Origin of the sequence: Rhodoblastus acidophilus, from assembly GCF_025961575.1 — a bacterium.
GTDB classification, from domain to species: Bacteria; Pseudomonadota; Alphaproteobacteria; order Rhizobiales; family Beijerinckiaceae; genus Rhodoblastus; species Rhodoblastus acidophilus_C.
Map to the genome: position 1 here is coordinate 1 of NZ_JAOQNX010000042.1, position 20,124 is coordinate 20,124.

Sequence of the window (20,124 nt, forward strand, 5' to 3'; positions counted from 1 at the left end):
GTGGCGCGCAACTCCTTGTCGGCATGGTCCATGGCGGCGACGGCGAGATCGGCCTTGGACGGGAAGAAGTGATAAAAGCTGCCCTTGCGCACATCGGCGGCCTTGCAGATGTCGTCGACGCTGACGGACCCATAGCTGCTGCGCCAGATCAACTCCAGCGCTGCGGCGATCAGCCGTCTCTTGGTTTCAGGAATTTGGCCGCCCATCACATTGCTCCTGACAGGCAATTTAGTCCTGTTGACCAAATAGTCAAGAGCGCTGCGGGCGGACCGGCCGGCTGCTCGCCTATCAGCCCGCCGGCGCGACGCCGGATATTCTCGCAACGGCCAAGGGGCTGGGAACGGTTTCCCCATGCCCGTGGAAAAATCGCGTAACCATGATGCCGGGAACGCACGGCCGCACGTTTGGCGGCAAGCCCCTCGCCATGGCGGTCGCGCGCAAGACTGTTGAGACCGTTGCGGACGAATCCTTCCTCGTGAACACCAGCGGCTCGAGCTCGCAAGCCAAACGGTTCCGCGACGAGCTGTTTCCGTGCGCGGTGTTTCCTTCGGGACGGCCGATCCTGCCCCCCTCCAGGTGCGTAGCCGCAGCGTTCGTGTTCATCTGCGTACAGCCTGAGTCCCAACGCGAAGTGCACCCCCCTGCCGGCGTGTTGCGGGCGGCCGGGCGCTCCATCGGCGCCATCGCCAAGGCGCTCGGCCGGCCCAAATGCACGCTCAGCCGCGAACTTGCTCGCAACTCTTTGGCTTCAGGCCGCTATTCGCCGCTTCACGCCGCCGGAGCCTCCATGCAGCGCAGGCGGCGTGAGTCAGGCGGCGCGCACGCTCGCGAGGAAGGCGTCGACCTCCTTGCGCAGCCGTTCGGACTGCTGCGACAGCGTCTGCGCCGAGGCGAGCATTTGCGTCGAGGCCGCGGAGGAATGCTGCGCCGCCGTCAGCACGCCGCCGATGTTTTCCGTCACCGCCTGCGCCCCCTTTGACGCCTGCTGCACGTTGCGGGCGATTTCCGAGGTCGCCTCGCCCTGCTGGGAGACGGCGGCCGCGATGGTTTGCGCCACGCGGTTGGTCTCTTCGGTGGTGCGCACGATGGCCGAAATGTTCTGCGCCGCGCGCTGCGCCGTGGCCTGGATGTCGCCGATCTGGCCGGCGATCTCGGCCGTCGCCTTGGTCGTCTGCTCGGCGAGCGACTTCACCTCCTGCGCCACCACATTGAACCCGCGTCCGGCCTCGCCGGCGCGCGCCGCCTCGATGGTGGCGTTGAGGGCCAGCATGTTGGTCTGCGCGGCAATGTCGGAAATCAGGCTGACGATGCCGCCGATCTTTTCCGCGGCGGCGGAGAGTTCGCGCATTTGCGCATCGGTCTTTTCCGCCTGCTCCGCGGATTCGCTGGCGATCTGCCGGGACTGGACGACCTGGCCGTTGATCTCCTGCACCGAATAGGTGAGTTGTTCCGTCGCGGAGGCCACCGAGCCGATATTGGTCGAGGAATTCTCCGAGGCTTCGGCGACCACCTTGGCCTGGCTGGCGGTTTCCACCGCGGAATCGCTGAGGATACGCGCCGTTCCCTGGAACTCGCCGGCGGCCCTTGCCACTTCGGCAACAATTGAATTGACGCTGCGGTCGAAATCCTCGGCCATTTTCAGCGCGTGCGCGCGGCGCTCCTCCGCGGCGCGCGCCTGGCTCCGCGCGGCCTCCGCCTCCAGTTTGCGGCCTTGCAGCATGTTGGCCCTGAACACCGTCAGGGCCTGGATCAACTCGCCAACCTCGTCCTTGCGCGCATCTGCCGCGATGTCCATCTCGAAATCGCCGCCGGCCAGCCGCTTGATCGCGGCCGTGGCCTGTCCGAGCGGACGCGACACGCCGCCGATCAGCGCGAAAGCCGCCGCCCCACCAGCAAGAGCCGCTAGCGCCAGGGCCCCCAGCATGATGAGGCGCGCCGAGGCGTAGATGGATTCTCCCTCTCGCGCGGCTCTGGCGCCTTCGGACGCGTTGAACGCGACATCCTTTTCGAGAACCTTCTGGATTTCGATCCGCTTCGGCAGGTTAACCGCCATAGATTCGTCCGCGGCGCGGTCGATGTCTCCATTGAGCGCCCGTTCGACCGTATCCATCGAAATCTTGCGGTAGCGCGGCCACAGCTCCGAGAATTCGGCCATCAATTTCTGATCGTCCGTGTTCGCGGAGATCAGAGGCTTATAGTCGGCATAAGCCTGATCGACCTTATCGAGGGCGGTCTTGTGGTCGGCGAGGGCTTGCGCTGAATCGTGATGCGAGGCCACCGCTAGGAGCAGCGCATTTTCGGTGCGCCCAACCCGAGTCAGGGCGACATTGAGCTGGTCGATCTTGCCAACAGAAGGCAGCCAATTGTCGCGGATATCGATCGCCCTGGCGTTGATCGCCGCCATCTGCGTCATGCCCAGCGCGCCGACCACGATGGCCAGCACGAACATGGCGGCCAGGGCCGCGATGATTTTCTTTCCGATTTTCAGGTCGCGCCAGAGCTGCATGCGTCGGGGTCCAAACTTGCAGGGCGTAAACGCCTCTAGGTTGTGAAAAGAGGTATTTCAACCTGTGCGAGAAATATAAAACTACCCTTAATGCTATGGGCCGCGACAGGGATAACTTTTCCCCCGACAGCTCGAATCTCGACAAGCGTATGGCGGTTTGACGTGATTCTGTCGGATTATCAGTTTGGAACCGGGCTCAGCGGCGGGCCGACAGTCAAGGAAATGCAGACGCGCGCCGGCCGGTTATATCCGACCATCATCACTGAACCTGTCTGCGGCCAGGCCGTCGTCAGATATAGCTTGCCGCCGTAGCCCTCGGCTAAATCTTGCGTGGCCTTGTCCAGCGAAGTTTCGAAGCCGCCGACCTTGCCGCCCCTCATCGACATCGCGCCACGGGGCGAGACATCGGACATCGACGCGCCCAGCGACGAGAGCGACTTGAACCCGGGCGAAGCCGCGTTGGCGGCAAGCGTCAAATTTTGCAGGTCGGCCGCCGTCCGGAGGGGGGCTTGGTCAGCAGATAGGTGACGCCGTGGTTCCAAAATTTGAGGGGAAAGAGCCCGGTTCGGCTCGCATCGCCCATGGCGGCCTCGCCCAGGAAGGAGTTCTGCATCAACGACACTTCCTTCGCCGATTTGAATAGGAAGAGTCTTGTCAGCAGCGAAGCTTCCGGTCCCGCTTTTTCGAGCGCGCGCTGGTCCCTTTCGGCAAACGTGACTACGCCGGTTCGGCGGCGCCGGACGTGACCGCCGCCTGCGCGGCGCTGGAGTCGTCCTTCGACAGAGGAGAAACGGTCACGCCGATTTCAGCGAGCGCCTTCGACGCGCGAAGCGACTTGAGAAAGGCGTCCTCCAGATAGGACTGGGGAACCGCGCTGCGGACCTCACCCGCGAGAACGTCAGGCGACAAACACAGAAGCACGAGGGACGAAGCATGGCGCCAACCCTCTCATCTGCCGCCGGGCTCTGCTCAAACAACGCCCGGTCTGCTCGATGCGTTCAAACGCGCTTGGGCGCGCAGCCTAAGCCGACGTGGGCTTGAACGTCAGGGCGACGCCGTTCATGCAATGGCGCAAGCCTGTCGGCTTCGGCCCGTCGTCGAAGACATGGCCGAGATGCCCCCCGCACCGCGCACAATGCACGGCGGTGCGCACCATGCCAAAGCTCCGGTCTTGCTCGGTCCCCACGGCCTTGTCCAACGGCGCCCAGAAACTCGGCCAGCCCGTGCCGCTGTCGAATTTTGTCTCGGACGAGAACAGATCGCGCCCGCAGCCGGCGCAGGCGAACAGGCCGCGGCGCTTTTCATGCAGCAACGGACTGGTGAAGGCGCGCTCCGTGCCCTCGTGGCGCAGAACGTCATATTGCTCCGGCGTCAGGCGGCGCCGCCATTCCGCGTCGTCGAGCGTGAGTTCGAACCCGCCGCCCGGCGCGGCGCGCGTGTTGCGGACAAAGCCCAATGCGGCAAAGCTGGCTAATGCGCTTCGGACGAGCGTGCGTCTGGTGGTCATGAAAAATACTCCCGGCGCCGTGCGATCGACGCAAAGCCCGTTACGCGCCGAGGCGCCGGCTTGTTACAGCTGACGCACTCGCCCACGGACACATCGATTTCCGTCGCCGCTCTGTAACAAGTCAAATCTCCTTCCGTATCTGATAGCGACAAGCGCGCGGCGCCAGCGCGCAGGTCCATCCCCGCTTCGGCGACCTCGCTCTTTGAGGTCCCAAGCCGCCTTCGACATGTCGGAGGCGGAACAGACGCGGCCATGCCGCAACATCCAGAAGGAGCACACCATGACCGCCAAGACCTTCAAACATCACGTCGCCGCGGGCGTTGTATTTGCGCTCGCGTCCGCTTTCGCCGCGGGCCCGTCCTTCGCCGCCGACTCGATGAAGGGCGACGCCATGCAGTCCGACGGAATGAAAAGTGACAAGGCGACTGGCGCTGCGATGAAAGGCGACAAGATGCAGGGCGACGCGATGAAGTCCGACAAGATGCACGGCGACTCCATGAAGGGCGACAAGTAAGCCGCTGTCGGGACGTCCGCCGCGTCTTTCTTGCGGCGGACGTCCAATTCATCTCTCGCGAGGACGCCCGTGATGACGCAGAGCCAGCCGCTGACCAAAGCCCACGCGAAAATCTTCGTTCACCGGCATGCACTGGTCACGCGCATTACGCACTGGATCAACGTCCTATGCATTCTGATCCTGTTGCCGAGCGGATTGCAGATCCTCATGGCCCATCCCGCCTTTTACTGGGGCCCGTACGGCTCGGATCGCGACCGGCCCGCCCTCGAAATCGGCGCGCAGGAAACCGACGACAACGCGCTGAAGGGTTTTTTGCGCATTGGAGGCAAGACGCTGGACACGACTGGTTATTTGGGCGCGGTCAAGGACGCGGACGGCGAATGGCATGACCGCGCGCTTCCCTATTGGGCGACTCTGCCGTCTTACCGCTCACTTGCGCTCGGCCGGCGCTGGCACCTCTTTTTCGCCTGGCTCTTCGTAGCCAATCTCGCCGTCTATTGTCTCGTCGGCCTCGCCAACGGCCATTTGCGCCGCGATCTCCTGCCGACGCGCAAACAGTTAAATCCGCGCGCGTTGCTCGCAGACGTCGTCCATCATGTAAAATTGCAGTTCCCGAGAGGCGAGGCGGCGCGCCATTACAATCCACTGCAAAAACTCGCCTATCTCGGCGTCGTCGCCGTGCTGCTGCCGACGGTGATCCTCACAGGGCTGACCATGTCGCCAGGAATGGACGCCATCCTGCCCTGGCTGATCGATCTGTTCGGCGGGCGCCAGTCGGCGCGCACGATCCATTTCATCGCGGCCAGCCTGATCGTCCTGTTCATCCTGGTCCATCTGGTCATGGTGGTTCTCGCCGGTCCGATCAACGAGATCCGCTCCATGATCACCGGAAAGCTCAAAATAGAAGTGGAGGCTGGCCATGAGCCGGATCGTCATTCCGCGCCGTAAGTTCCTGCGCTTCAGCGCGCTCGGCCTCGGCGCGACGGCGCTGGGTTTTAGCCGCCCGGCCGACGCATGGACCTTCGAGGAGCTGATCGCCTCGGCGCAAGGCCTGACTTATCGCGCCCAGCGCGCCCTCGGAGGCCGTCATTCCATGGCGCGCGAGTTCTCAGCCGCCGACCTGTCTCCGGATTTCAAAGTCAATGGAACCGAGCGGCCCGACACGCCCGAATACGAGGCGCTGCTCGCCGATCAGTTTGCGAGCTGGAAGCTGCGTGTGGACGGGCTGGTCGCCACGCCGCTCGACCTGTCGCTTGCGGACCTGCGCGCCCTGCCGCAACGCGCGCAGATTACGCGGCACGATTGCGTGGAAGGCTGGAGCGCCATCGGCCAATGGCAGGGGCCGCAACTGTCGGAAGTTCTTTCGCGCGCGAACCCGCTTCCGGCCGCCCGCTTCGCCGTCTTCCATTGCGCAGATTTCCTGGAGCATGCAGCGGATGGAACCGGCCAATATTATGAGAGCATCGATCTGATCGACGCCTTCCACCCGCAGACCATACTCGCGCACAGCCTCAACGGCGCGCCGCTTTCCGTCGGCCACGGCGCGCCTGTGCGCCTGCGCGTCGAGCGCCAACTCGGCTACAAGCACGCCAAATATGTGATGCGCATCGAACTGGTCGAGCGGCTCGACACGCTGGGTCGCGGCAAGGGCGGCTATTGGCCCGACCGCGGCTACGAATGGTACGCGGGCATCTGACGTGCAAAGCGGGCGGGACGGCAACGTTCCACAGATTGAAAACGGTCTTCAGGACCAGATGCGTTTGACGTCTTCTGGAAAGCTGTACAACGACCCCACGCCTGAGCTGATCCAAGCGCGAGCGAACGCCGTCATTCTGACGAACGAATACAATGCCTCCATTGGACGCGACGCCGCCTGCCGCGAGAAGATCCTCCTCAAATTGCTGAAGAGTGTCGGGCCGGGGACATTTTTCGAGCCAACCTTTCGCTGCGAATTCGGGTTCAACATTGTCACGGGCAGAGACTTCTATGCCAATTTCGACTGCGTCATTCTCGATGGCGCCACCGTCGAAATCGGCGACAGCGTGTTGTTCGGCCCACGGGTTGGCATATACACGTCAAATCACGCCATTGACGCGATGGAGCGAGCCGCCGTTGGGCCGAGCCCGTCCGCATCGGCCACCGTGTTTGGGTCGGTGGAGGTGTGAACATCAACCAGGGCGTCACGATTGGGGACGAGAGCATCATCGGTTCCGGAAGCGTCGTCACGCGCGACATTCCCGCCGGCCTCATTGCGGCCGGCGCACCCGCGCGTGTCATAAGGCCGATCACCGAAAAAGACCGAAAAGGATTTCGTGCTTAGGACCACGCGATCGGCAGCCTCACCAACGCAACAGGCGCCCGCCGGCAAACCACCCGGCCACCACGACGATCGCGGTCGCGATCATGTACCAAACCGCGAGGAACAGAGGCGAATCGTCAGGGCAGTTCATCGCGTAGAGCGTCGCCGAAAGGCCGGCGGCAGCGAGCGCCGCAGCGGCGCCTGCGCGGCGGCCATCGGTGGGCGCGCCGTGGCGGAGCGTCGCGAACAGGCCGACGAGCGGCGCCATCGACATCAACGGGATCAGCGTCAGGCAATGGAGGGCGTTATGGCCGATCATCCGCGTCTCCCAGAGACCGGATGGCGTGACCGCCATCTCGACAAGACTGGCGAGGATGACGAGCGCCGGGCCAAGCAAGACCGCCTTTGCAGCACGACCCGGATTGGCGCCCGGTCGCGCCAAACGCCAGGCGAGAACCAGCCCGCTCGCCGCCATGGTCAGGCTGAAGACGAATTTGAACAGAAAACGTGGCTGGTCGAGCGAAATGAAGAACGTGTCGCGCAAGCCGACGAAGGCGAAAAAGAACGCGATAGAGGCCGCAAACCCGAGGCCAAGATCGAGCGCCAGGGTCCGCGACAGGGGCGCGGCCTTGGTTTCATTGTCCGCCGTCAGCGCAGCTATGAGGTCTTCGGTCTTCAACTTGACTTCCTGTAGAGTTCGGCGAGGGATTTCAGTCCGCGATGCACGGAGACGCGCAGCGCGCCTTCCTTGACGCCCAGCGCCGCAGCCGCATCGCGCAGACTCTGGCCGCGGATCGACACGGCCTCGATCGCCTCGCGCTGCTTCGGACTCAGTTGATCCAGGAGGCGCAGGGCTTCCTGCCGGTCCAATTCGCGCTCAAGAATTTCTGTCTCGTCGGGCGCAGCGAGAATGTCCTCGAAGGGCGCGATATCCGTCTCGACGCGGCGGCCCCGCCTGCGCGCGGCGTCGATCACCTTGTTGCGCGCGATCGCCGCGAGCCAAGGCGCCAGCGGCTGCGTGGGATCCCAAGTGTGGCGCTTGAGGTGGACGGCGAGCAGGGTTTCCTGAATCGCGTCTTCCACTTCGCTCGCCGACATTCCCGTTCGCGCGCAGGCGCGCAAGGCTATTTTGCGCAGGAAGGGCGCGAGCGCCGTCAGCAGGCGTTTGTACGCCTGGTTATCGCCCGCAAGGGCTGCGCGCATGTCCGCGCTCCATTCGAGATCCCGCGCTTTCCAGTCCGACATTCCAGCCCTTTTTACGGCCAACGCTTTCGATTGTTACATCGGCGAAGCCTTGATGTCGCGCGTTCTGGCGCCTCCCGTGGCGAAGGGCCCCCTCAACATAGCGGCAGGCTATCGAACCCATGGACAGCCGATATTTCAAATTTCCCGCCCTCCATGGCCAAATCTCTCATGCAGAAGGGAATTGTTCCCCTGCTTAACCAAGAGGATGAAACCATGAAGTCGCTGCTCACCATCGCCGCCCTCGCCGCCGCCGCTTTCGCTTCCTCCGGCGCCAATGCCGATACGCTCGATCGTCACCATCGCGCTGGCGTTGGAATCGTGCGCCATACGTCCGCGCCCATGCCTGCCCCCACGAGCTTCCAAAGCCTTTATCAGGGCGGCAACGTATCCAACGATTGCGAGCAACGGGTCTTCGGATTTTGCAACGTTCGCTGACGCGGGCGCGCGAGTCTGCTGCGGCCGAGAGTCACCGCCTCGGTCGCCTCCGCCACACCGCTGAGAGGCAAGAAGGCGGACGACAAGGTCCTATCTCTCAACCATGGTCTGGATGCGGCGCCACCCCCCTGCGGCGCGTCCGATCACGATGGCCGACTTGGTTGGCGCATTCGCCGCGGCCAGAGTCGGATTTCCTCCCCAATTGATTTGTGCCGCTTCCTTCACCAGCGCCGCGACTGCAGGCGAATGCGGCCGACCGCGGACTGTCACCAAATTGACCTCACGCCACAACTCGGGATCGACAAGGGGACGCGTCACGACGCCCTGGTTGGAGGCGCAATTCTCGGGCATGAAGCCAAAGCCCTGGCCAGACGCAATCATGGCCAAAACCCAGTCGTCGCGCTCGCTGCGGAACACGACCTCGCATTTGACTCCCCTTTCGACGAAAAACCCGCCCAAATAGCCTCTGAACTCGCACTTCGCCCGGTTGATGTAAGGCTCGCCATCGAGATCGACGACGCGGATGGCGTTTCGCGTTGCGAGTTTATGCTCGCGAGGCAGGACGATCATCATCCGCTCGCAGAACAGCGGGCGAAACAGAAGCTTTTCGGAGGCCTCATCATTGGGCAGGCAGTAGATGGCGACATCGAGTTCGCCCTCGATGAGTTTCTCGTTGAGTTCACGCGCGCTCGCGTCCACCAGCTCCACCTCGATGCCGGGATGGCGGGCCCGGATGGCGCCGACGAGACCGACCAACTCCGTCGGCGCGACCGTGCACATGAGGCCGAGTTTGAGATGCAGCTTCTGCAATGTCTTGAATTCGCGAGCGACGCGTTTGGCGATATCTGACTGGACCAGTGCATCCTGGAGATGAGGCCGCACGGATCGGCCGAGTTCGGTCAGATGCGTGTTGGCGCGCTCGCGGTGGAACAGGGGGCCGCCCATTTCCTCTTCCAGCAGCTTGATGGCGCGCGTCAGCGAAGGTTGCGCCACATGGCATTTTTCCGCCGCGCGCGTGAAATTCAGCTCTTCTGCGACCGCGAGGAAATAGCGGATTTGATGCATTTCCATGGGCGTCCCCGACGAAGCCGAGAGGGCGCCGGCCACAAGTTTTGGCCGGTCCGAGCCCCGTCCTCAGCGAAGCTGACCAGCCTAGAGTACGCGGCGCGCACCGATTTTTCCACCGCCTTGTGATGTTCACGGTGGCAAACGAATGCGATCCCAGGCCATAACGACCAGGGAAAGTCTAATGATTGCGACCGTTCGCTCTTGGAGAAGCGGAAGTGGGTGATCGCCGGCATTCGAGCGTCGGCGTTAGCTTCGTCCCGCAACTTCGCGGACCTGACGTTCCCATACGTCGGCGAAATCGTCCCCGGCGCATGGCGGTAGAACAATATCAATTTCCAGATCGCGGCCAGCGGACAGCAAGGCGTCGGCGGCCTCGCGTCCTGGCTTGTCATTGTCACCAAATATGGTGAGCCGCCGAACTTCCGGCGGAAATTTCGCGATCAAGAAGCGGTCGCGGCTCAAGGTCGCCCAGACCGGAAGTTTGTGAACGAGAGAAGCCGCCCAGGCGGTTTCAAATCCTTCGGCTATGCCAAGGTGGGACCCGGCCGGCGCGAGGCGCAACATCCCGTCGGCATAGGGGCCAATGGCGCGGCGCGGATATGTCACAGGCGCTTTTCGGCCGTCTGCGCCAAGAAACGTGAGCTGGACGGCGATTATCTCGCGAGACGGCGCCTGGACTGCGGCGATGAGGCATGGAAACTCGCGAATCGCGTCGTAGCGGTAACGCGGCAAAAATCGAACGGTGGCCGGAGGCGGCGCCGTGAACCCGCGCGACCGCAAATATTTGTCTGCGAGCGTGCCGGCGATAGGCCGGGAATAGGCCCAAAGCTTCCGCGCAAATGTGCTGGTGGTTTTCGGCTTCACGCCGCCGACGATGGGCGACGGGGCCGGCAGGGGAGACCCGGCGAAATTGTTGATCGCGGCCGCCACTTGGTCATGCGAGCAGCCAGCGAAGCAATGAAAGACGACGCCGCGCCGACCGTCGGAAACGCCGAGCGAGGGCCGGCGGTCGCCGCGCCCTTTTCCATGGGTGAGCACAGGGCAACGACACAGATAACCGGAGCCTTCAGGATGTCCGTGCAAAATGGCGGCGACTTCAGCCGCTGTGTAATTCTTGAGGGCGACGAGCGGCATTACGGCGTCGACGATCAGCGCGCTGACGCCGGCTGCCGCGCGGCGCGCGCCGCATCAGCCAGAATCTTGTTGGGATTGGGAAAGTCCGGCGCGGCCCATAGTCCGCGCCGGTGGCTACGAGCGTCGTCTTCGGCGATCACGTAAGGAAAATGGATCGGCTTGCCGTTGGCGTCGAGGGCGGCGAGTGCGAATCCTTGGCTGATCAGGACGGTTCCAAGATCGAGCGTGTTGGCGCCGATATGCGCGGCGCAAACGGCGTAGATGACCGGCGGCTGCCCGGCTTGGGCTATCGCGGTGCAGCGGGGCTTGGTGTCGCGGATGATAGCGGCCAGATAGTTCAATGAGGCTTCGCAGCAGTCGGTTTTCAGGCCAGCGGGATTGGTGAAATAGGTCTGGCGAATGCAGCTCTGGACGGCATAGAGCCGGAACGTCTGCCCGTTCTGCTCCCATGTGTCGCCGGTCTGAAACTCCACGCCGGATTGCGGAATATCGAAGGCGGGCGATGCCTTGGGCTCTGCCGCAGCGGGCTGCTGGGCGCAGGCCGGCGCGATCACCAGCAAGAGCGCGAGCGCAGAAATGGCGTGGGGGGACTTCATGTCGCGCGCTCCTGGTCAGTGCAGCGGTATCGAGCCGGCGCAGGCTGCAATGTCCTGATGCGCGACGGTCGCTCGGGTGAGGAATGCCTTGGTCTTCACGTCATAGGCGGCGTAGACCACAGTGGCGGTCGAATCCTCGGGCTCGCGACCAGCGAGCTTTTCGAGCCAGCAGCCGGCGCCGTCGATTACGCGGAATTCGTCGCCCTGATAGGTGACGACCCGGGCAGGACAAACCCAGATCCGCGTGCCCGCGGAAGGCGAGGGGATTTCGCGGGTGCAACTCGTCGGCGTGTAAAGGACCGTCAGCACGACCAGCTTGTTCTGAAAATTGACGGTGAAGTGCCATGCGGCGGCGGCGCGGTTGCCAAAGGCGTAGCTCGCGATCGGCGAGGATGTTGGCGCCGGCTGGGCGTTGTTCTTCTCCAGAAGGTCAGACCACATCGATGCGTAGGAGGCGGCGTCGCCCACAGGCAGACGAAGGTCAGAATAGGCGACGGGTCGCCAAGCTTCGGGATCGTCGGTAAAACTCGCGGCGGCGGCGAGGGGTGCAAACGCACACATGACAACGCCAGCAGCAATGCGAATTGCAAGATCACGCATATCGAATTCCAAGGGGCTGCAAAGATTTTCGCCTCAAAGCGACGCAACGGGCGCGCTCATCCGGCGTTCGCCGGCAGGTTCAATGTCGGCGTGTTCGTCGGCGGGGTGCTTGATCCGGGTGTGGTGGCGCCGCCGTCCGGGCAATTTCCGCCCGTCGATTTCTGACCGGTGAAACAGCTCACGTCGTAGCCGGCGCCCTTGACGATGTATTGCGCGATGCAGACGCCATTGCCGTCATTGGTCGAGCTGCTCCCGCCGCTGCCAACGCAATGACCGCCATTGGCGATGTAGTTGGCGAGCTTTCCCTTGCTGCCGCATCCGAACTGGCAGGCCATCAGGATCGCGGATTGATCGACTGTGACGCACTTGCCGCCATAGCAGACTTGCTGACCAATGAGGCTGGTCGATCCCGCCTTTTGGGCCTGCGCCCAAGAATCCTTTTCATACTGCGTCCAGGCCGAAACCTGCGAGGATGGGCTCGATAAAAAGGAAGACGCCGAGCCGCTGTAATATCGCTCGAACGTCCCTGGACAGAACTGGAAGGCGCCCAGGCAGCCAAAGCGGTTGACGGAACCCCAATTGCCCTCGCTCGCCGATACTTTCGCGGCGAACTGAGAGCATTGCTCGGGCATTCCGGCAGCGGCGATGGAGGCGGCGGATTGACCCGCCTGAACTGTAGAAGCTGTGAGAATAACGCCTGAAAATAAAACAGAAACAATCAATCGCATCGTCATTTCCTGGGGGCAATCTTGAATTGATTGTCGCCGGCAATGAGCGCGTGCGCGTCACCAGATAACTTGAAGGGATGCTTCGCGAAGTCGGCGGTCTGGGGTAGGTCCGCGAGAGCGCTTCCAGGCGGAATGACCTGTTGCATGTCAGCTTCCAGGCGAAGCGTCCTCCCCCCATTTTTGTTGATGAAGACCAGCCGCGTCGGGCAGGTGCTCGAACCACAATTTTCGTTCCAGATCTGCGAGGCGATCCAGCGCCCGTCAGGCGCGTTCAAGGAATAGGTGTAGATAGACACGGACCCGCCGGGTGGAGGCGTGAAGTCGTCGCTCGACCAGATGCCGTTAGGGTCGGCTTTGGCGTCCGTCGTCGCCTGGGAGAATGAGAACGGGAGCGCATTCGAAGCAGCGACAGCCGGTCCAGCAAACAGAATTCCCGCGAGGGTGATCGCGGTAAGCGATTTGAACAGCATGGGATGACTCCTGATATTTCGGCGCGCTCAGCGTGAAGCGCGTTTGGGCGGCATTGCGATCCTGGCGCGATAAATCCCGCGCGCGAAGTCTGCGACGGCGCTGCAGCAGGTGTGCACGATGGCCGCGCCGCGGAATGCCCAGCCGAGTGCGCCCAGCACGAGTCCGATCGCGGCGACGGCGAACGCGATAACGCCCGCGCATAGAAGGCCGACAAGCAACGCCCCAACGTTGCCGCGAAATGGCGTGATCGCCTCCGGGAACAGGATTTTATTCACGGTCCATTCGAGGGGATAGAGGATGTAGCCAAGGATCGAGAACGTGTGCTGATCGACCCACATCAAAGGCTCGTATGCGAAAACGACGGCAAAGACGCTGAAAATGCCGAAGGCGCAGAAGCGGTCGAGCGCGCTCGGCGACGTCTCATAGGCCTCGTAGACTGGAGGAGGGGGAGACAGCATTCTTGTGCTCCAAGTGATGAAACGACGGGGGGAGCAGCGACGCTCCAACTCGAACGCCATCAGCGTACGCGAACCTTTTTTAGTTGCCAACAACATTTATTTTTTGTAAGCAGCATCTAAATTCCAGAGGCAATCTCATGCGCTTACCAGTTTCAGTCTGTGCGTTCTTGTGCGCCGTGGCGGGCGCTATGGCGCGAGATGCATCGCCTCCGCCGGGTGAAGCGCAAGCAAGAGTCATAAAGGTTCGTCGTTCCGCGCAATTGTGCCAGGCGACTTTTTCTGACAACGACATTCAGAATCTGGTCCGCAGCGAAGCAGCCGCGCAAGGCGTCGATGAAAAGCTTGCGTTGGCGATCTCGATGCAGGAGTCCCGCCACGGCCGCGATTTGAACAGCCCGGCGGGCGCACGCGGCCCCATGCAATTGATGCCAGGCACGGCGGCGCAATATGGCGTCGAGGACATTTGCGATCCTGCGCAAAACATCCGGGGCGGGGTCCACTATCTCAAGGACCTGACCGCGCTATTTCAAGGCAACGCCATGCTCACGGCGGCGGCCTACAACGCCGGCCCGGAAGCCGTCTTTCGGGCGCGCGGCGTGCCGCCCATTGCCGAAACCGTGCGCTATGTCGCAGCCGTCACCAACACTTATTTCGGCCTGGATGTGCTGTCGACGCGCAAAAGCCGATTGACGCGAATGGCCGACAAGGAAGCCGCGCCGTCCGCTAGAGCCGCGCTTATTGCAGACGCGCGGGATGCCTCTGGCGCGGCAGCGAAGCTCAACTGGATCGGCGGCTCGGTGCTTTATGTCAGCAACGAGGATGGAGAGAAGCAGTATGTTGAAACGAAATGATATTGTTCTGGTCGCGACGCTTGCCGTTCTGGGCCTGACAGCCAGCGCGGACATGGCGTGGGCCTCGGCCTCGACCTTCCAGCCGTTGAACACGGCGATGAGCGCTGTCCTCCAATTCATGACCGGAACATTCGCGACAACAGCCGCGACAGTCGCGGTCGCAGCCGTCGGCTTTCTGGCTTTGACGAGCCGCATTCCCTGGTCTTGGGCGTTCTCCGTCGTGATCGGCGTCGCGCTGATTTTCGGCGCCGCGCAAATCGTCTCGTCGCTGACCAGCGGCATGAGCAGCGGCGGCTGACGGATGCAGCAGGTCGAGCCAACACTTGACCCGCTGGTGGGCGGCCTCACCCGCCCACCCATGATGCTCGGTGTACCCTACACTTTGTTTGTCATGGAATTTTGTCTGGTGGTGCTGATCTTCATCAACACGAAGAACCTGCTCATGTTTCTTCTGCTGATCCCGGTCCACTCCATCGCATACGCGCTGACCGTCCGCGACAACAGGTTCATCGACATCATCCTCGTGCGGTTCGGGAAATGTCCGGTGACGCGAAATCATCGGTTTTGGGGCGGCGATTCCTACGAGCCTTGAGGGGACCGTTTTGGCGAATTTGGCGAGGCATATTCTATCGTCCGTGTCCTTCGGCGGCGTGGCGGCAAGCGAGGCCAAGGTGGCGCGGCATGTGCCGTATTTGCGCCATGTCGCGGAGGACATGATCAAGACCAAGGAAGGCCACTTCCTGATGGTCGCGCATGTCGGCGGAATTTGTTTTCAGACGGCCGATCAGGCCGAAATCGACCTGCGGCTGACCGGGCGAAACACGATCATCCGCGCGATGTACGACAGCCGGTTCGCGATCTACTCGCATATCGTTCGTCGCGAGGTGCATCCGACAATTGGCGGACAGTTCGACAATTTCTTCTGCGCCGAACTGGACCAGCGCTACATGGCGGCACAAAGCCATAAGCGCATGTTCGTGAACGATTTATACGTGACGATCATCCGTCGCGGCTTTCAAGGCAAGGTCGGCCTCGCCGATTCCGCGACCAAGCTGTTCAGAAAAGGTCTCGGCGTCGATCAGGGCGAAATCGAGCGGGAAGCGAGGCAGGAACTTCGCGACACGATGGGCAATTTCGCCAAGGAACTGGCGAGCTACAACACAAAGATTCTCGGCTGCAGACTCGTCGACGGCGTGGTTCGCTCCGAGATTTGCGAGTTCCTCGCCCAGATCATCAATGGCGGCTGCCCGATCAAAATGGCGCTGCCGCGCATGGCGCTCGACGAATATCTCCCGACGAAGCGCATCACCTTCGGCAAAAAGGCGCTAGAGGTGCGCGGGGCGACCGACGCGGACACCCGGTTCGGCGCCATGCTGTCGATCCGCGAATATCCCGCCTATTCCGGCGCCGGAATGCTCGACGGCCTGTTGCGCATTCCCCACGAATTCATCATCGCCCAGTCCTTCGCCCTGGAGGACCGCGCGCCGGTCCTGTCGAGCGTCGCGCGGGTGCAGCGCCAGATCGGCGCGTCGGACGAGGCCGGGACCGAAGTCGAAGAGGCGATCAACATCGCCCGCAACGAGCTGGTCACAGGCGCGACCGTGCTTGGCTACCATCATCTGACCGTTCAATGCCTCGGGCGCACCATCCGCGAAATGGAAAAGTGCGTGCAGGAGGCGACGCAGGAATTGCAAGGTTTTGGCACGATCGTCGTCCGCGAGGACATGAATGCCGAGCCGGCATTTTGGGCGCAACTACCCGGCAACCTCTCCTACATCGCCCGAAGAGCGCTGATTTCGTCCCGGAACTTCGTGGGTTTCACCAGCCTGCATAATTTTGCGGTCGGCCAGCGGGACGGCAACCGATGGGGACCGGCGATCTCGATCCTGGAGACGACGAGCCAGACCCCCTACTATTTCAATTTCCACCGCCGGCAGGTGGGAAATTTCACCGTCTGCGGCCCGACGGGCGCGGGAAAAACGGTCGGGCTGGGCTTTCTGCTGGCGCAAGCGATGCGCGTCGCACCCAGGCCGCGCATCGCCTTCTTCGACAAGGACCGCGGCGCGGACCCGCTCATCCGCGCTATGGGCGGGTCCTATGAAACACTGAACCCCGGCGTTCCCACCGGCTTCAATCCGCTGCAGCTCGAGGGAACGCCGGATGATCGGGCGTTCCTTACGGACCTGCTCAAATTTCTGGTGCGGCCGACGGACGGGACCGATCTGAGCGCGCAGCAAATCAAGATCGTCGAAAGCGCGGTCGAGCAGATTTTCACGGTCCCCAAACATGAGCGGCGCTTCCGCGACGTCGCGCAGCTCCTGAGCGGCGCGGAGCGGCAGGGGCACAGCGATCTGGCGTCGCGGTTCGATGTCTGGACGAAGGCGCGGGGCTGGTTGTTCGACAATCCCGTGGACACCTGGTCGGCGGCCAACGGCATTTTCGGCTTCGACATGAGCAAGGTTCTCGATGACGAGGACGTTCGCACGGCGGCGCTCGGCTACATTTTCCACCGCATCGAACAAATGATGGATGGCACGCCGATGATGCTGTTCATCGATGAGGGCTGGAAAATCCTTACCGACAACAAGTTCGCGGCGTTCCTGAACGACAAGCTGAAAACCATCCGCAAATTAAACGGGATCGTCGGCTTCGGCACGCAATCGGCCAAGGACATTGTGTCATCCGCCATGGGCCACACGCTGCTGGAGCAGACGCCGACGAACATTTTCTTCCCCAATCCAAAAGCGGATTTCGACAGCTATGTGCACGGCTTCAAGCTGAGCGAACGCGAGCTGCATTGGGTGCAGAACACGCACCCGGACAGCCGCCAGTTCCTGGTGAAGCACGATCAGGATTCCGTCATCGCACGCCTCGACCTGTCGGCGATGCTCGACATTGTGAAGGTGCTCTCGGGCAACGTCGAATCCGTCGAGGAATGCGAGCGCATCCGCGCCGAAGTGGGCGACGATCCCCGCGCTTGGCTCCCGATTTTCTGTGGCTGGAAGAAGGAGCATGGTCATGTCGCGCATTAGGCTCCTGCTGATCGCAGGCTTGACCGGGGCGTCGAGCGCAGCTTTCGCGCAAGTGCCAGTCGCCGACTCCGCGCGCCAGGGCAAGGAAAAGTCGATCGCGGATTGTTTCACGGCGTCAAAAACCTACAAGAAGGCGCAGGAGCAGCCGCAAGGCGACATCCAGAAAAGCGTGGCCTCGCCAGGGCAGGGGGCGACGCCCGTCAACGCCGGCAAGGACGTGGTGTCGGGCGCGGGAACGCAGGCTGGCGGCTCCATCATCTCGGGCATGGATTTCAGCGGCGTCGGCGCGAGCGTCCCGACGGGCGTTTCGTCCGGCAGCATGTTCGCGGGCGCCGCGACCGCGACGAACGTGAATTTCAACACGGCGGCGCAAGTCGTCGCCTCACTCGGCGCGCTGAACGGCGCGACCGGCGCCAACAATTCCGGCTTGGCGACGGCGGCGGGGCTGATCGGGACGATGGCCGGAATTCAAGGCGCGTGGAACCAGAACACCGCCAACCGGATCGCAGCGGGATCGGTCTGGAATCAATACCTCCAGCTCGCATCCGTCACCGCGCAACTCTTCAATCAGCGTCTGACCAATCGCGTCAATGCGGCGAGCATCGCCGCGCAAATCATGACCTATGACGCGCAGAAAGCGACGCTAACCGGTTCAGATGCGCAACCGCAAACGTCCCAAACCGGCAACTGATTGGAGGTCCGCATGTCCAAACGTGTAATCGCCGCGTGCCTGGCCTCGACGCTCCTTATTGCGCCGGCGATCGCGCAGGTGCCAGTCATCGATTCCGCGACGCTTTCGCAGGCGACGGCAACGGCGTCGAACACAGCCGCCATCATGCAGTCGAACCAGCAGATTTTGACGACGGTGAACCAGACGCTTTCGGCCGTCACTGGCAGCCGCCAGACGGATGCCTTGTCTTCGATCGGGCTCAGCGGCGGGTTCAGCATGTCGGCGGTGCCGTCGATGAGTTCGCTGCTCGGCGGTGGAGGCATTTCGATGGGCGGGCTCGGCTCCTATGGGTCGCTCGCCGCCACCATCATCAACGGCCTGAACCTTGTGAAGACGCTATCGGGAGCGACGAGCGCCAGCGGCGCGACCGATCAGGCCTACACGGGCGCCGTCAACACGGCGGCTGCGATCACGGCGGGCATAGCCGGCGCGCAGGCGGCGGCCTCGTCGCGCAGTTCGGCCTTCACGACCGCCGCAGCCTCGATCGGCAGCGCCGCGGACATCAAGGGATCGATCGACCAGAATTCCCAGCTTCAAACCCAGACCGGCCAGACCATCAACGAACTGATCGGCACGGTGAACCTGACCAATGCGGCGCTCAATGCCCAGCAGCAACAGGACCTGGCGGCGCAATCGAAGCTCTCGAACGTCCTGAGCTACGACGCCTCGAAAGCCACCCTGATCGGAAACTGAGACCATCATGAACAAAAGCAGATTGCTCCACGCTGCCGGTTTGAGCGCGATCTTGCTCGCGCTGTCGGCCTGCGGCCACCACGACCTCACGGCGCCGTGCGAGCGAGACAGCCATTTGTGGTCATTCGGATCCGCCCATGCGGACGATTGCGGCCCGCTGCTCCCGGTCAACAGGTAGGAGCGCGCCCTTGGACCTGATCACGCAGCTCTTCAACAAGGTCGACACCCTGTCCACGACCGCGGTCCAGTCCATCTATCAGTCGCTTTCCTCCAGCTTGCTGCCGGTGTTCACCGTCGCCTTGACGATCTACGTTGCGTATTGGGGCTATGAGATGATTTTCGGGCGCGCGCCGGTGACGGCGCCCGCATTCATTTGGCGCGTGGTCCGGATTGCGCTGATTTACAGCCTCGCTTTCGGCTGGGCGGATTTCTCAGCGTTGGTGGTGCCGACCTTTTCTCAGTTTGGCGACACCGTCGCAAGCGCGGTGTGCTCGGGTGTCGGCGGCACAAACTGCTCGTCAAACATCAGTTCTGTTTCGACAATGATCGCGAACGTGTTCAACAACGGCATGGCCGCCTCCAAGGCGGTTGGCGCGGGAGCGGGCGCGACCGCCATCGGTCTTTACATCATCGCGGACATCATCCTCGTCACCACTGTTGTTTTCGTCGCCTTGGCCGTGACTTATGTTCTGATTGGCAAGGTGGCGCTGTTCATTCTCCTGGGACTAGCGCCTGTCTTCATCGCCATGGCGCTGTTCCAATTCTCATCGCCGCTGTTTTCGGGCTGGCTGAGAACCTGCGCGCAATATGCGCTCGTGCCGGTGGTCGTCTATGGGATGCTGTCGTTCCTGCTGAACATCATGCAGGCGACGATCACAAATGTCGGCTCGATCACCGATATGTCGTCCGGGCTGACGGTCATCGCCCCGTTCATGATCCTATGTTTCGTCGGCACGGTGTTGCTGCCAATGTCCGTGGCGATCGCGGCCTCCATTGCTGGAGGCCACGCGCTGAGGAATCCGATCGCCTCATCGGTGTTGTCCGGGCTGTGGGCCGGCCCGAAGCTGGCGATGACAGGCGCCGGATACGCCGGGCGCGGCATCACCGGCGGAACACGCAAAATCTACAATTATTACGCCGAGCGCCCGGCGCTCGCCGCGGCGGGGACAAACACGATGCAGGCGCCGCCTCCGCACGATCCGCGAGCGCAACAGGTTTCGAGCGCGCTGACCAACGCTCGCGAGAGCCGGACTTAAC

Annotated in this window: 28 protein-coding genes and 1 pseudogene; 14 read left to right on the forward strand and 15 right to left on the reverse strand. The window is 62.6% G+C overall.

Going from position 1 to position 20,124, the window contains the following annotated elements; translation table 11 throughout:
• On the reverse strand, positions 1 to 206 hold a 206-nt coding region (locus tag M2320_RS21275; protein ID WP_264599003.1), incomplete at its 3' end, for a TetR/AcrR family transcriptional regulator.
• A 65-nt stretch (positions 207 to 271) separates the two neighbouring features.
• Here M2320_RS21275 and M2320_RS23415 point away from each other — a divergent pair.
• Positions 272 to 727, forward strand: a pseudogene (locus tag M2320_RS23415) (aminotransferase class III-fold pyridoxal phosphate-dependent enzyme); the annotation flags it as partial.
• Positions 728 to 808: 81 nt separating this feature from the next.
• Here the strand turns inward: M2320_RS23415 and M2320_RS21285 are convergent.
• From M2320_RS21285 to msrB, 5 genes are all read right to left on the reverse strand, one after another.
• A complete protein-coding gene (locus tag M2320_RS21285; RefSeq protein ID WP_264599004.1) occupies positions 809 to 2,506 on the reverse strand; it encodes a methyl-accepting chemotaxis protein in 1,698 nt (565 codons plus the stop codon).
• Between the two features lie 179 nt (positions 2,507 to 2,685).
• On the reverse strand, positions 2,686 to 2,982 hold the full coding sequence (locus M2320_RS21290; RefSeq protein ID WP_264599005.1) for a hypothetical protein: 297 nt from the start codon (positions 2,980 to 2,982) through the stop codon (positions 2,686 to 2,688).
• Complete coding sequence (locus tag M2320_RS21295; protein ID WP_264599006.1) at positions 2,979 to 3,119, reverse strand: hypothetical protein; 141 nt, start codon at positions 3,117 to 3,119, stop codon at positions 2,979 to 2,981. The genes M2320_RS21290 and M2320_RS21295 overlap by 4 nt, the downstream gene beginning before the upstream one ends.
• A gap of 104 nt (positions 3,120 to 3,223) precedes the next feature.
• Positions 3,224 to 3,415 carry a hypothetical protein gene (locus M2320_RS21300; protein WP_264599007.1) on the reverse strand — a complete coding sequence of 64 codons (192 nt, stop codon included), beginning with the start codon at positions 3,413 to 3,415 and terminating at the stop codon, positions 3,224 to 3,226.
• A 112-nt stretch (positions 3,416 to 3,527) separates the two neighbouring features.
• Positions 3,528 to 4,013, reverse strand: coding sequence for a peptide-methionine (R)-S-oxide reductase MsrB (msrB, locus tag M2320_RS21305; RefSeq protein WP_264599008.1), 486 nt, complete (start codon positions 4,011 to 4,013; stop codon positions 3,528 to 3,530).
• Between the two features lie 280 nt (positions 4,014 to 4,293).
• Here msrB and M2320_RS21310 point away from each other — a divergent pair, with 280 nt between their 5' ends.
• The 5 genes from M2320_RS21310 to M2320_RS21330 all read left to right on the forward strand — a co-directional run bounded on the left by M2320_RS21310 (position 4,294) and on the right by M2320_RS21330 (position 6,847).
• The gene (locus M2320_RS21310) at positions 4,294 to 4,527 is read left to right on the forward strand and encodes a pentapeptide MXKDX repeat protein (protein WP_264599009.1); all 234 of its coding nucleotides are present in this window, start codon (positions 4,294 to 4,296) and stop codon (positions 4,525 to 4,527) included.
• Positions 4,528 to 4,599: 72 nt separating this feature from the next.
• Entirely contained in the window at positions 4,600 to 5,475 is an 876-nt protein-coding gene (locus M2320_RS21315) for a cytochrome b/b6 domain-containing protein (RefSeq protein ID WP_264599010.1), read from the forward strand.
• Entirely contained in the window at positions 5,447 to 6,223 is a 777-nt protein-coding gene (locus M2320_RS21320; protein ID WP_264599011.1) for a molybdopterin-binding protein, read from the forward strand. Before M2320_RS21315 ends, M2320_RS21320 begins: the two co-directional genes overlap by 29 nt.
• A gap of 1 nt (position 6,224) precedes the next feature.
• Positions 6,225 to 6,692 carry a maltose acetyltransferase domain-containing protein gene (locus M2320_RS21325; protein WP_264599012.1) on the forward strand — a complete coding sequence of 156 codons (468 nt, stop codon included), beginning with the start codon at positions 6,225 to 6,227 and terminating at the stop codon, positions 6,690 to 6,692.
• Positions 6,689 to 6,847, forward strand: a complete 159-nt coding sequence (locus tag M2320_RS21330; protein WP_264599013.1) for a hypothetical protein — start codon at positions 6,689 to 6,691, stop codon at positions 6,845 to 6,847. The genes M2320_RS21325 and M2320_RS21330 overlap by 4 nt, the downstream gene beginning before the upstream one ends.
• Positions 6,848 to 6,866: 19 nt before the next feature.
• Here M2320_RS21330 and M2320_RS21335 read toward each other — a convergent pair whose 3' ends face one another.
• Positions 6,867 to 7,505 (reverse strand): NrsF family protein, encoded by a 639-nt coding sequence (locus M2320_RS21335; protein WP_264599014.1) that lies wholly within the window; start codon positions 7,503 to 7,505, stop codon positions 6,867 to 6,869.
• Complete coding sequence (locus tag M2320_RS21340) at positions 7,502 to 8,071, reverse strand: sigma-70 family RNA polymerase sigma factor (RefSeq protein WP_264599015.1); 570 nt, start codon at positions 8,069 to 8,071, stop codon at positions 7,502 to 7,504. The genes M2320_RS21335 and M2320_RS21340 overlap by 4 nt, the downstream gene beginning before the upstream one ends.
• Positions 8,072 to 8,284: 213 nt before the next feature.
• Here M2320_RS21340 and M2320_RS21345 point away from each other — a divergent pair, with 213 nt between their 5' ends.
• Positions 8,285 to 8,506 carry a hypothetical protein gene (locus M2320_RS21345; protein ID WP_184430423.1) on the forward strand — a complete coding sequence of 74 codons (222 nt, stop codon included), beginning with the start codon at positions 8,285 to 8,287 and terminating at the stop codon, positions 8,504 to 8,506.
• A 90-nt stretch (positions 8,507 to 8,596) separates the two neighbouring features.
• On the opposite strand, the gene M2320_RS21350 is transcribed toward M2320_RS21345, so the two are convergent.
• The 7 genes from M2320_RS21350 to M2320_RS21380 all read right to left on the reverse strand — a co-directional run bounded on the left by M2320_RS21350 (position 8,597) and on the right by M2320_RS21380 (position 13,561).
• Positions 8,597 to 9,577, reverse strand: a complete 981-nt coding sequence (locus M2320_RS21350) for a LysR family transcriptional regulator (RefSeq protein WP_264599016.1) — start codon at positions 9,575 to 9,577, stop codon at positions 8,597 to 8,599.
• A gap of 243 nt (positions 9,578 to 9,820) precedes the next feature.
• Positions 9,821 to 10,504: a DUF7146 domain-containing protein gene (locus tag M2320_RS21355; RefSeq protein WP_264599017.1), complete on the reverse strand. Its 684-nt coding sequence runs from the start codon at positions 10,502 to 10,504 to the stop codon at positions 9,821 to 9,823.
• Between the two features lie 218 nt (positions 10,505 to 10,722).
• Entirely contained in the window at positions 10,723 to 11,304 is a 582-nt protein-coding gene (locus M2320_RS21360) for a thermonuclease family protein (RefSeq protein ID WP_264599018.1), read from the reverse strand.
• A gap of 15 nt (positions 11,305 to 11,319) precedes the next feature.
• Positions 11,320 to 11,865, reverse strand: a complete 546-nt coding sequence (locus M2320_RS21365; RefSeq protein ID WP_264599019.1) for a hypothetical protein — start codon at positions 11,863 to 11,865, stop codon at positions 11,320 to 11,322.
• Positions 11,866 to 11,960: 95 nt separating this feature from the next.
• Complete coding sequence (locus M2320_RS21370) at positions 11,961 to 12,632, reverse strand: acyltransferase (RefSeq protein ID WP_264599020.1); 672 nt, start codon at positions 12,630 to 12,632, stop codon at positions 11,961 to 11,963.
• A gap of 2 nt (positions 12,633 to 12,634) precedes the next feature.
• Complete coding sequence (locus M2320_RS21375; RefSeq protein ID WP_264599021.1) at positions 12,635 to 13,102, reverse strand: hypothetical protein; 468 nt, start codon at positions 13,100 to 13,102, stop codon at positions 12,635 to 12,637.
• A gap of 27 nt (positions 13,103 to 13,129) precedes the next feature.
• The gene (locus M2320_RS21380) at positions 13,130 to 13,561 is read right to left on the reverse strand and encodes a hypothetical protein (RefSeq protein ID WP_264599022.1); all 432 of its coding nucleotides are present in this window, start codon (positions 13,559 to 13,561) and stop codon (positions 13,130 to 13,132) included.
• A 137-nt stretch (positions 13,562 to 13,698) separates the two neighbouring features.
• Here M2320_RS21380 and M2320_RS21385 point away from each other — a divergent pair, with 137 nt between their 5' ends.
• The 7 genes from M2320_RS21385 (at position 13,699) to M2320_RS21415 (ending at position 20,123) form a co-directional block, all read left to right on the forward strand.
• Positions 13,699 to 14,412, forward strand: a complete 714-nt coding sequence (locus tag M2320_RS21385) for a lytic transglycosylase domain-containing protein (RefSeq protein ID WP_264599023.1) — start codon at positions 13,699 to 13,701, stop codon at positions 14,410 to 14,412.
• The gene (locus M2320_RS21390; RefSeq protein WP_184430415.1) at positions 14,396 to 14,710 is read left to right on the forward strand and encodes a TrbC/VirB2 family protein; all 315 of its coding nucleotides are present in this window, start codon (positions 14,396 to 14,398) and stop codon (positions 14,708 to 14,710) included. The genes M2320_RS21385 and M2320_RS21390 overlap by 17 nt, the downstream gene beginning before the upstream one ends.
• A gap of 3 nt (positions 14,711 to 14,713) precedes the next feature.
• Positions 14,714 to 15,004: a type IV secretion system protein VirB3 gene (locus tag M2320_RS21395; RefSeq protein WP_264599024.1), complete on the forward strand. Its 291-nt coding sequence runs from the start codon at positions 14,714 to 14,716 to the stop codon at positions 15,002 to 15,004.
• Positions 15,005 to 15,014: 10 nt separating this feature from the next.
• Entirely contained in the window at positions 15,015 to 17,444 is a 2,430-nt protein-coding gene (locus tag M2320_RS21400) for a VirB4 family type IV secretion/conjugal transfer ATPase (RefSeq protein ID WP_264599025.1), read from the forward strand.
• The gene (locus tag M2320_RS21405) at positions 17,431 to 18,135 is read left to right on the forward strand and encodes a hypothetical protein (RefSeq protein WP_264599026.1); all 705 of its coding nucleotides are present in this window, start codon (positions 17,431 to 17,433) and stop codon (positions 18,133 to 18,135) included. Before M2320_RS21400 ends, M2320_RS21405 begins: the two co-directional genes overlap by 14 nt.
• Positions 18,136 to 18,867 (forward strand): type IV secretion system protein, encoded by a 732-nt coding sequence (locus M2320_RS21410; protein ID WP_264599027.1) that lies wholly within the window; start codon positions 18,136 to 18,138, stop codon positions 18,865 to 18,867.
• Between the two features lie 188 nt (positions 18,868 to 19,055).
• Complete coding sequence (locus M2320_RS21415) at positions 19,056 to 20,123, forward strand: type IV secretion system protein (RefSeq protein WP_264599028.1); 1,068 nt, start codon at positions 19,056 to 19,058, stop codon at positions 20,121 to 20,123.
• Position 20,124 lies beyond the last annotated feature (1 nt).

Coding starts and splice junctions, on each gene's coding strand:
- M2320_RS21285 (WP_264599004.1), bottom strand. CDS start 2,506: ATGCAGCTCTGGCGCGACCTGAAAATCGGAAAGAAAATCATCGCGGCC.
- M2320_RS21360 (WP_264599018.1), bottom strand. CDS start 11,304: ATGAAGTCCCCCCACGCCATTTCTGCGCTCGCGCTCTTGCTGGTGATC.
- M2320_RS21345 (WP_184430423.1), top strand. CDS start 8,285: ATGAAGTCGCTGCTCACCATCGCCGCCCTCGCCGCCGCCGCTTTCGCT.
- M2320_RS21315 (WP_264599010.1), top strand. CDS start 4,600: ATGACGCAGAGCCAGCCGCTGACCAAAGCCCACGCGAAAATCTTCGTT.
- M2320_RS21365 (WP_264599019.1), bottom strand. CDS start 11,865: ATGTGTGCGTTTGCACCCCTCGCCGCCGCCGCGAGTTTTACCGACGAT.
- msrB (WP_264599008.1), bottom strand. CDS start 4,013: ATGACCACCAGACGCACGCTCGTCCGAAGCGCATTAGCCAGCTTTGCC.
- M2320_RS21310 (WP_264599009.1), top strand. CDS start 4,294: ATGACCGCCAAGACCTTCAAACATCACGTCGCCGCGGGCGTTGTATTT.
- M2320_RS21385 (WP_264599023.1), top strand. CDS start 13,699: ATGCGCTTACCAGTTTCAGTCTGTGCGTTCTTGTGCGCCGTGGCGGGC.
- M2320_RS21390 (WP_184430415.1), top strand. CDS start 14,396: ATGTTGAAACGAAATGATATTGTTCTGGTCGCGACGCTTGCCGTTCTG.
- M2320_RS21370 (WP_264599020.1), bottom strand. CDS start 12,632: ATGCGATTGATTGTTTCTGTTTTATTTTCAGGCGTTATTCTCACAGCT.
- M2320_RS21405 (WP_264599026.1), top strand. CDS start 17,431: ATGTCGCGCATTAGGCTCCTGCTGATCGCAGGCTTGACCGGGGCGTCG.
- M2320_RS21380 (WP_264599022.1), bottom strand. CDS start 13,561: ATGCTGTCTCCCCCTCCTCCAGTCTACGAGGCCTATGAGACGTCGCCG.
- M2320_RS21395 (WP_264599024.1), top strand. CDS start 14,714: ATGCAGCAGGTCGAGCCAACACTTGACCCGCTGGTGGGCGGCCTCACC.
- M2320_RS21340 (WP_264599015.1), bottom strand. CDS start 8,071: ATGTCGGACTGGAAAGCGCGGGATCTCGAATGGAGCGCGGACATGCGC.
- M2320_RS21295 (WP_264599006.1), bottom strand. CDS start 3,119: ATGCAGAACTCCTTCCTGGGCGAGGCCGCCATGGGCGATGCGAGCCGA.
- M2320_RS21350 (WP_264599016.1), bottom strand. CDS start 9,577: ATGGAAATGCATCAAATCCGCTATTTCCTCGCGGTCGCAGAAGAGCTG.
- M2320_RS21375 (WP_264599021.1), bottom strand. CDS start 13,102: ATGCTGTTCAAATCGCTTACCGCGATCACCCTCGCGGGAATTCTGTTT.
- M2320_RS21320 (WP_264599011.1), top strand. CDS start 5,447: ATGAGCCGGATCGTCATTCCGCGCCGTAAGTTCCTGCGCTTCAGCGCG.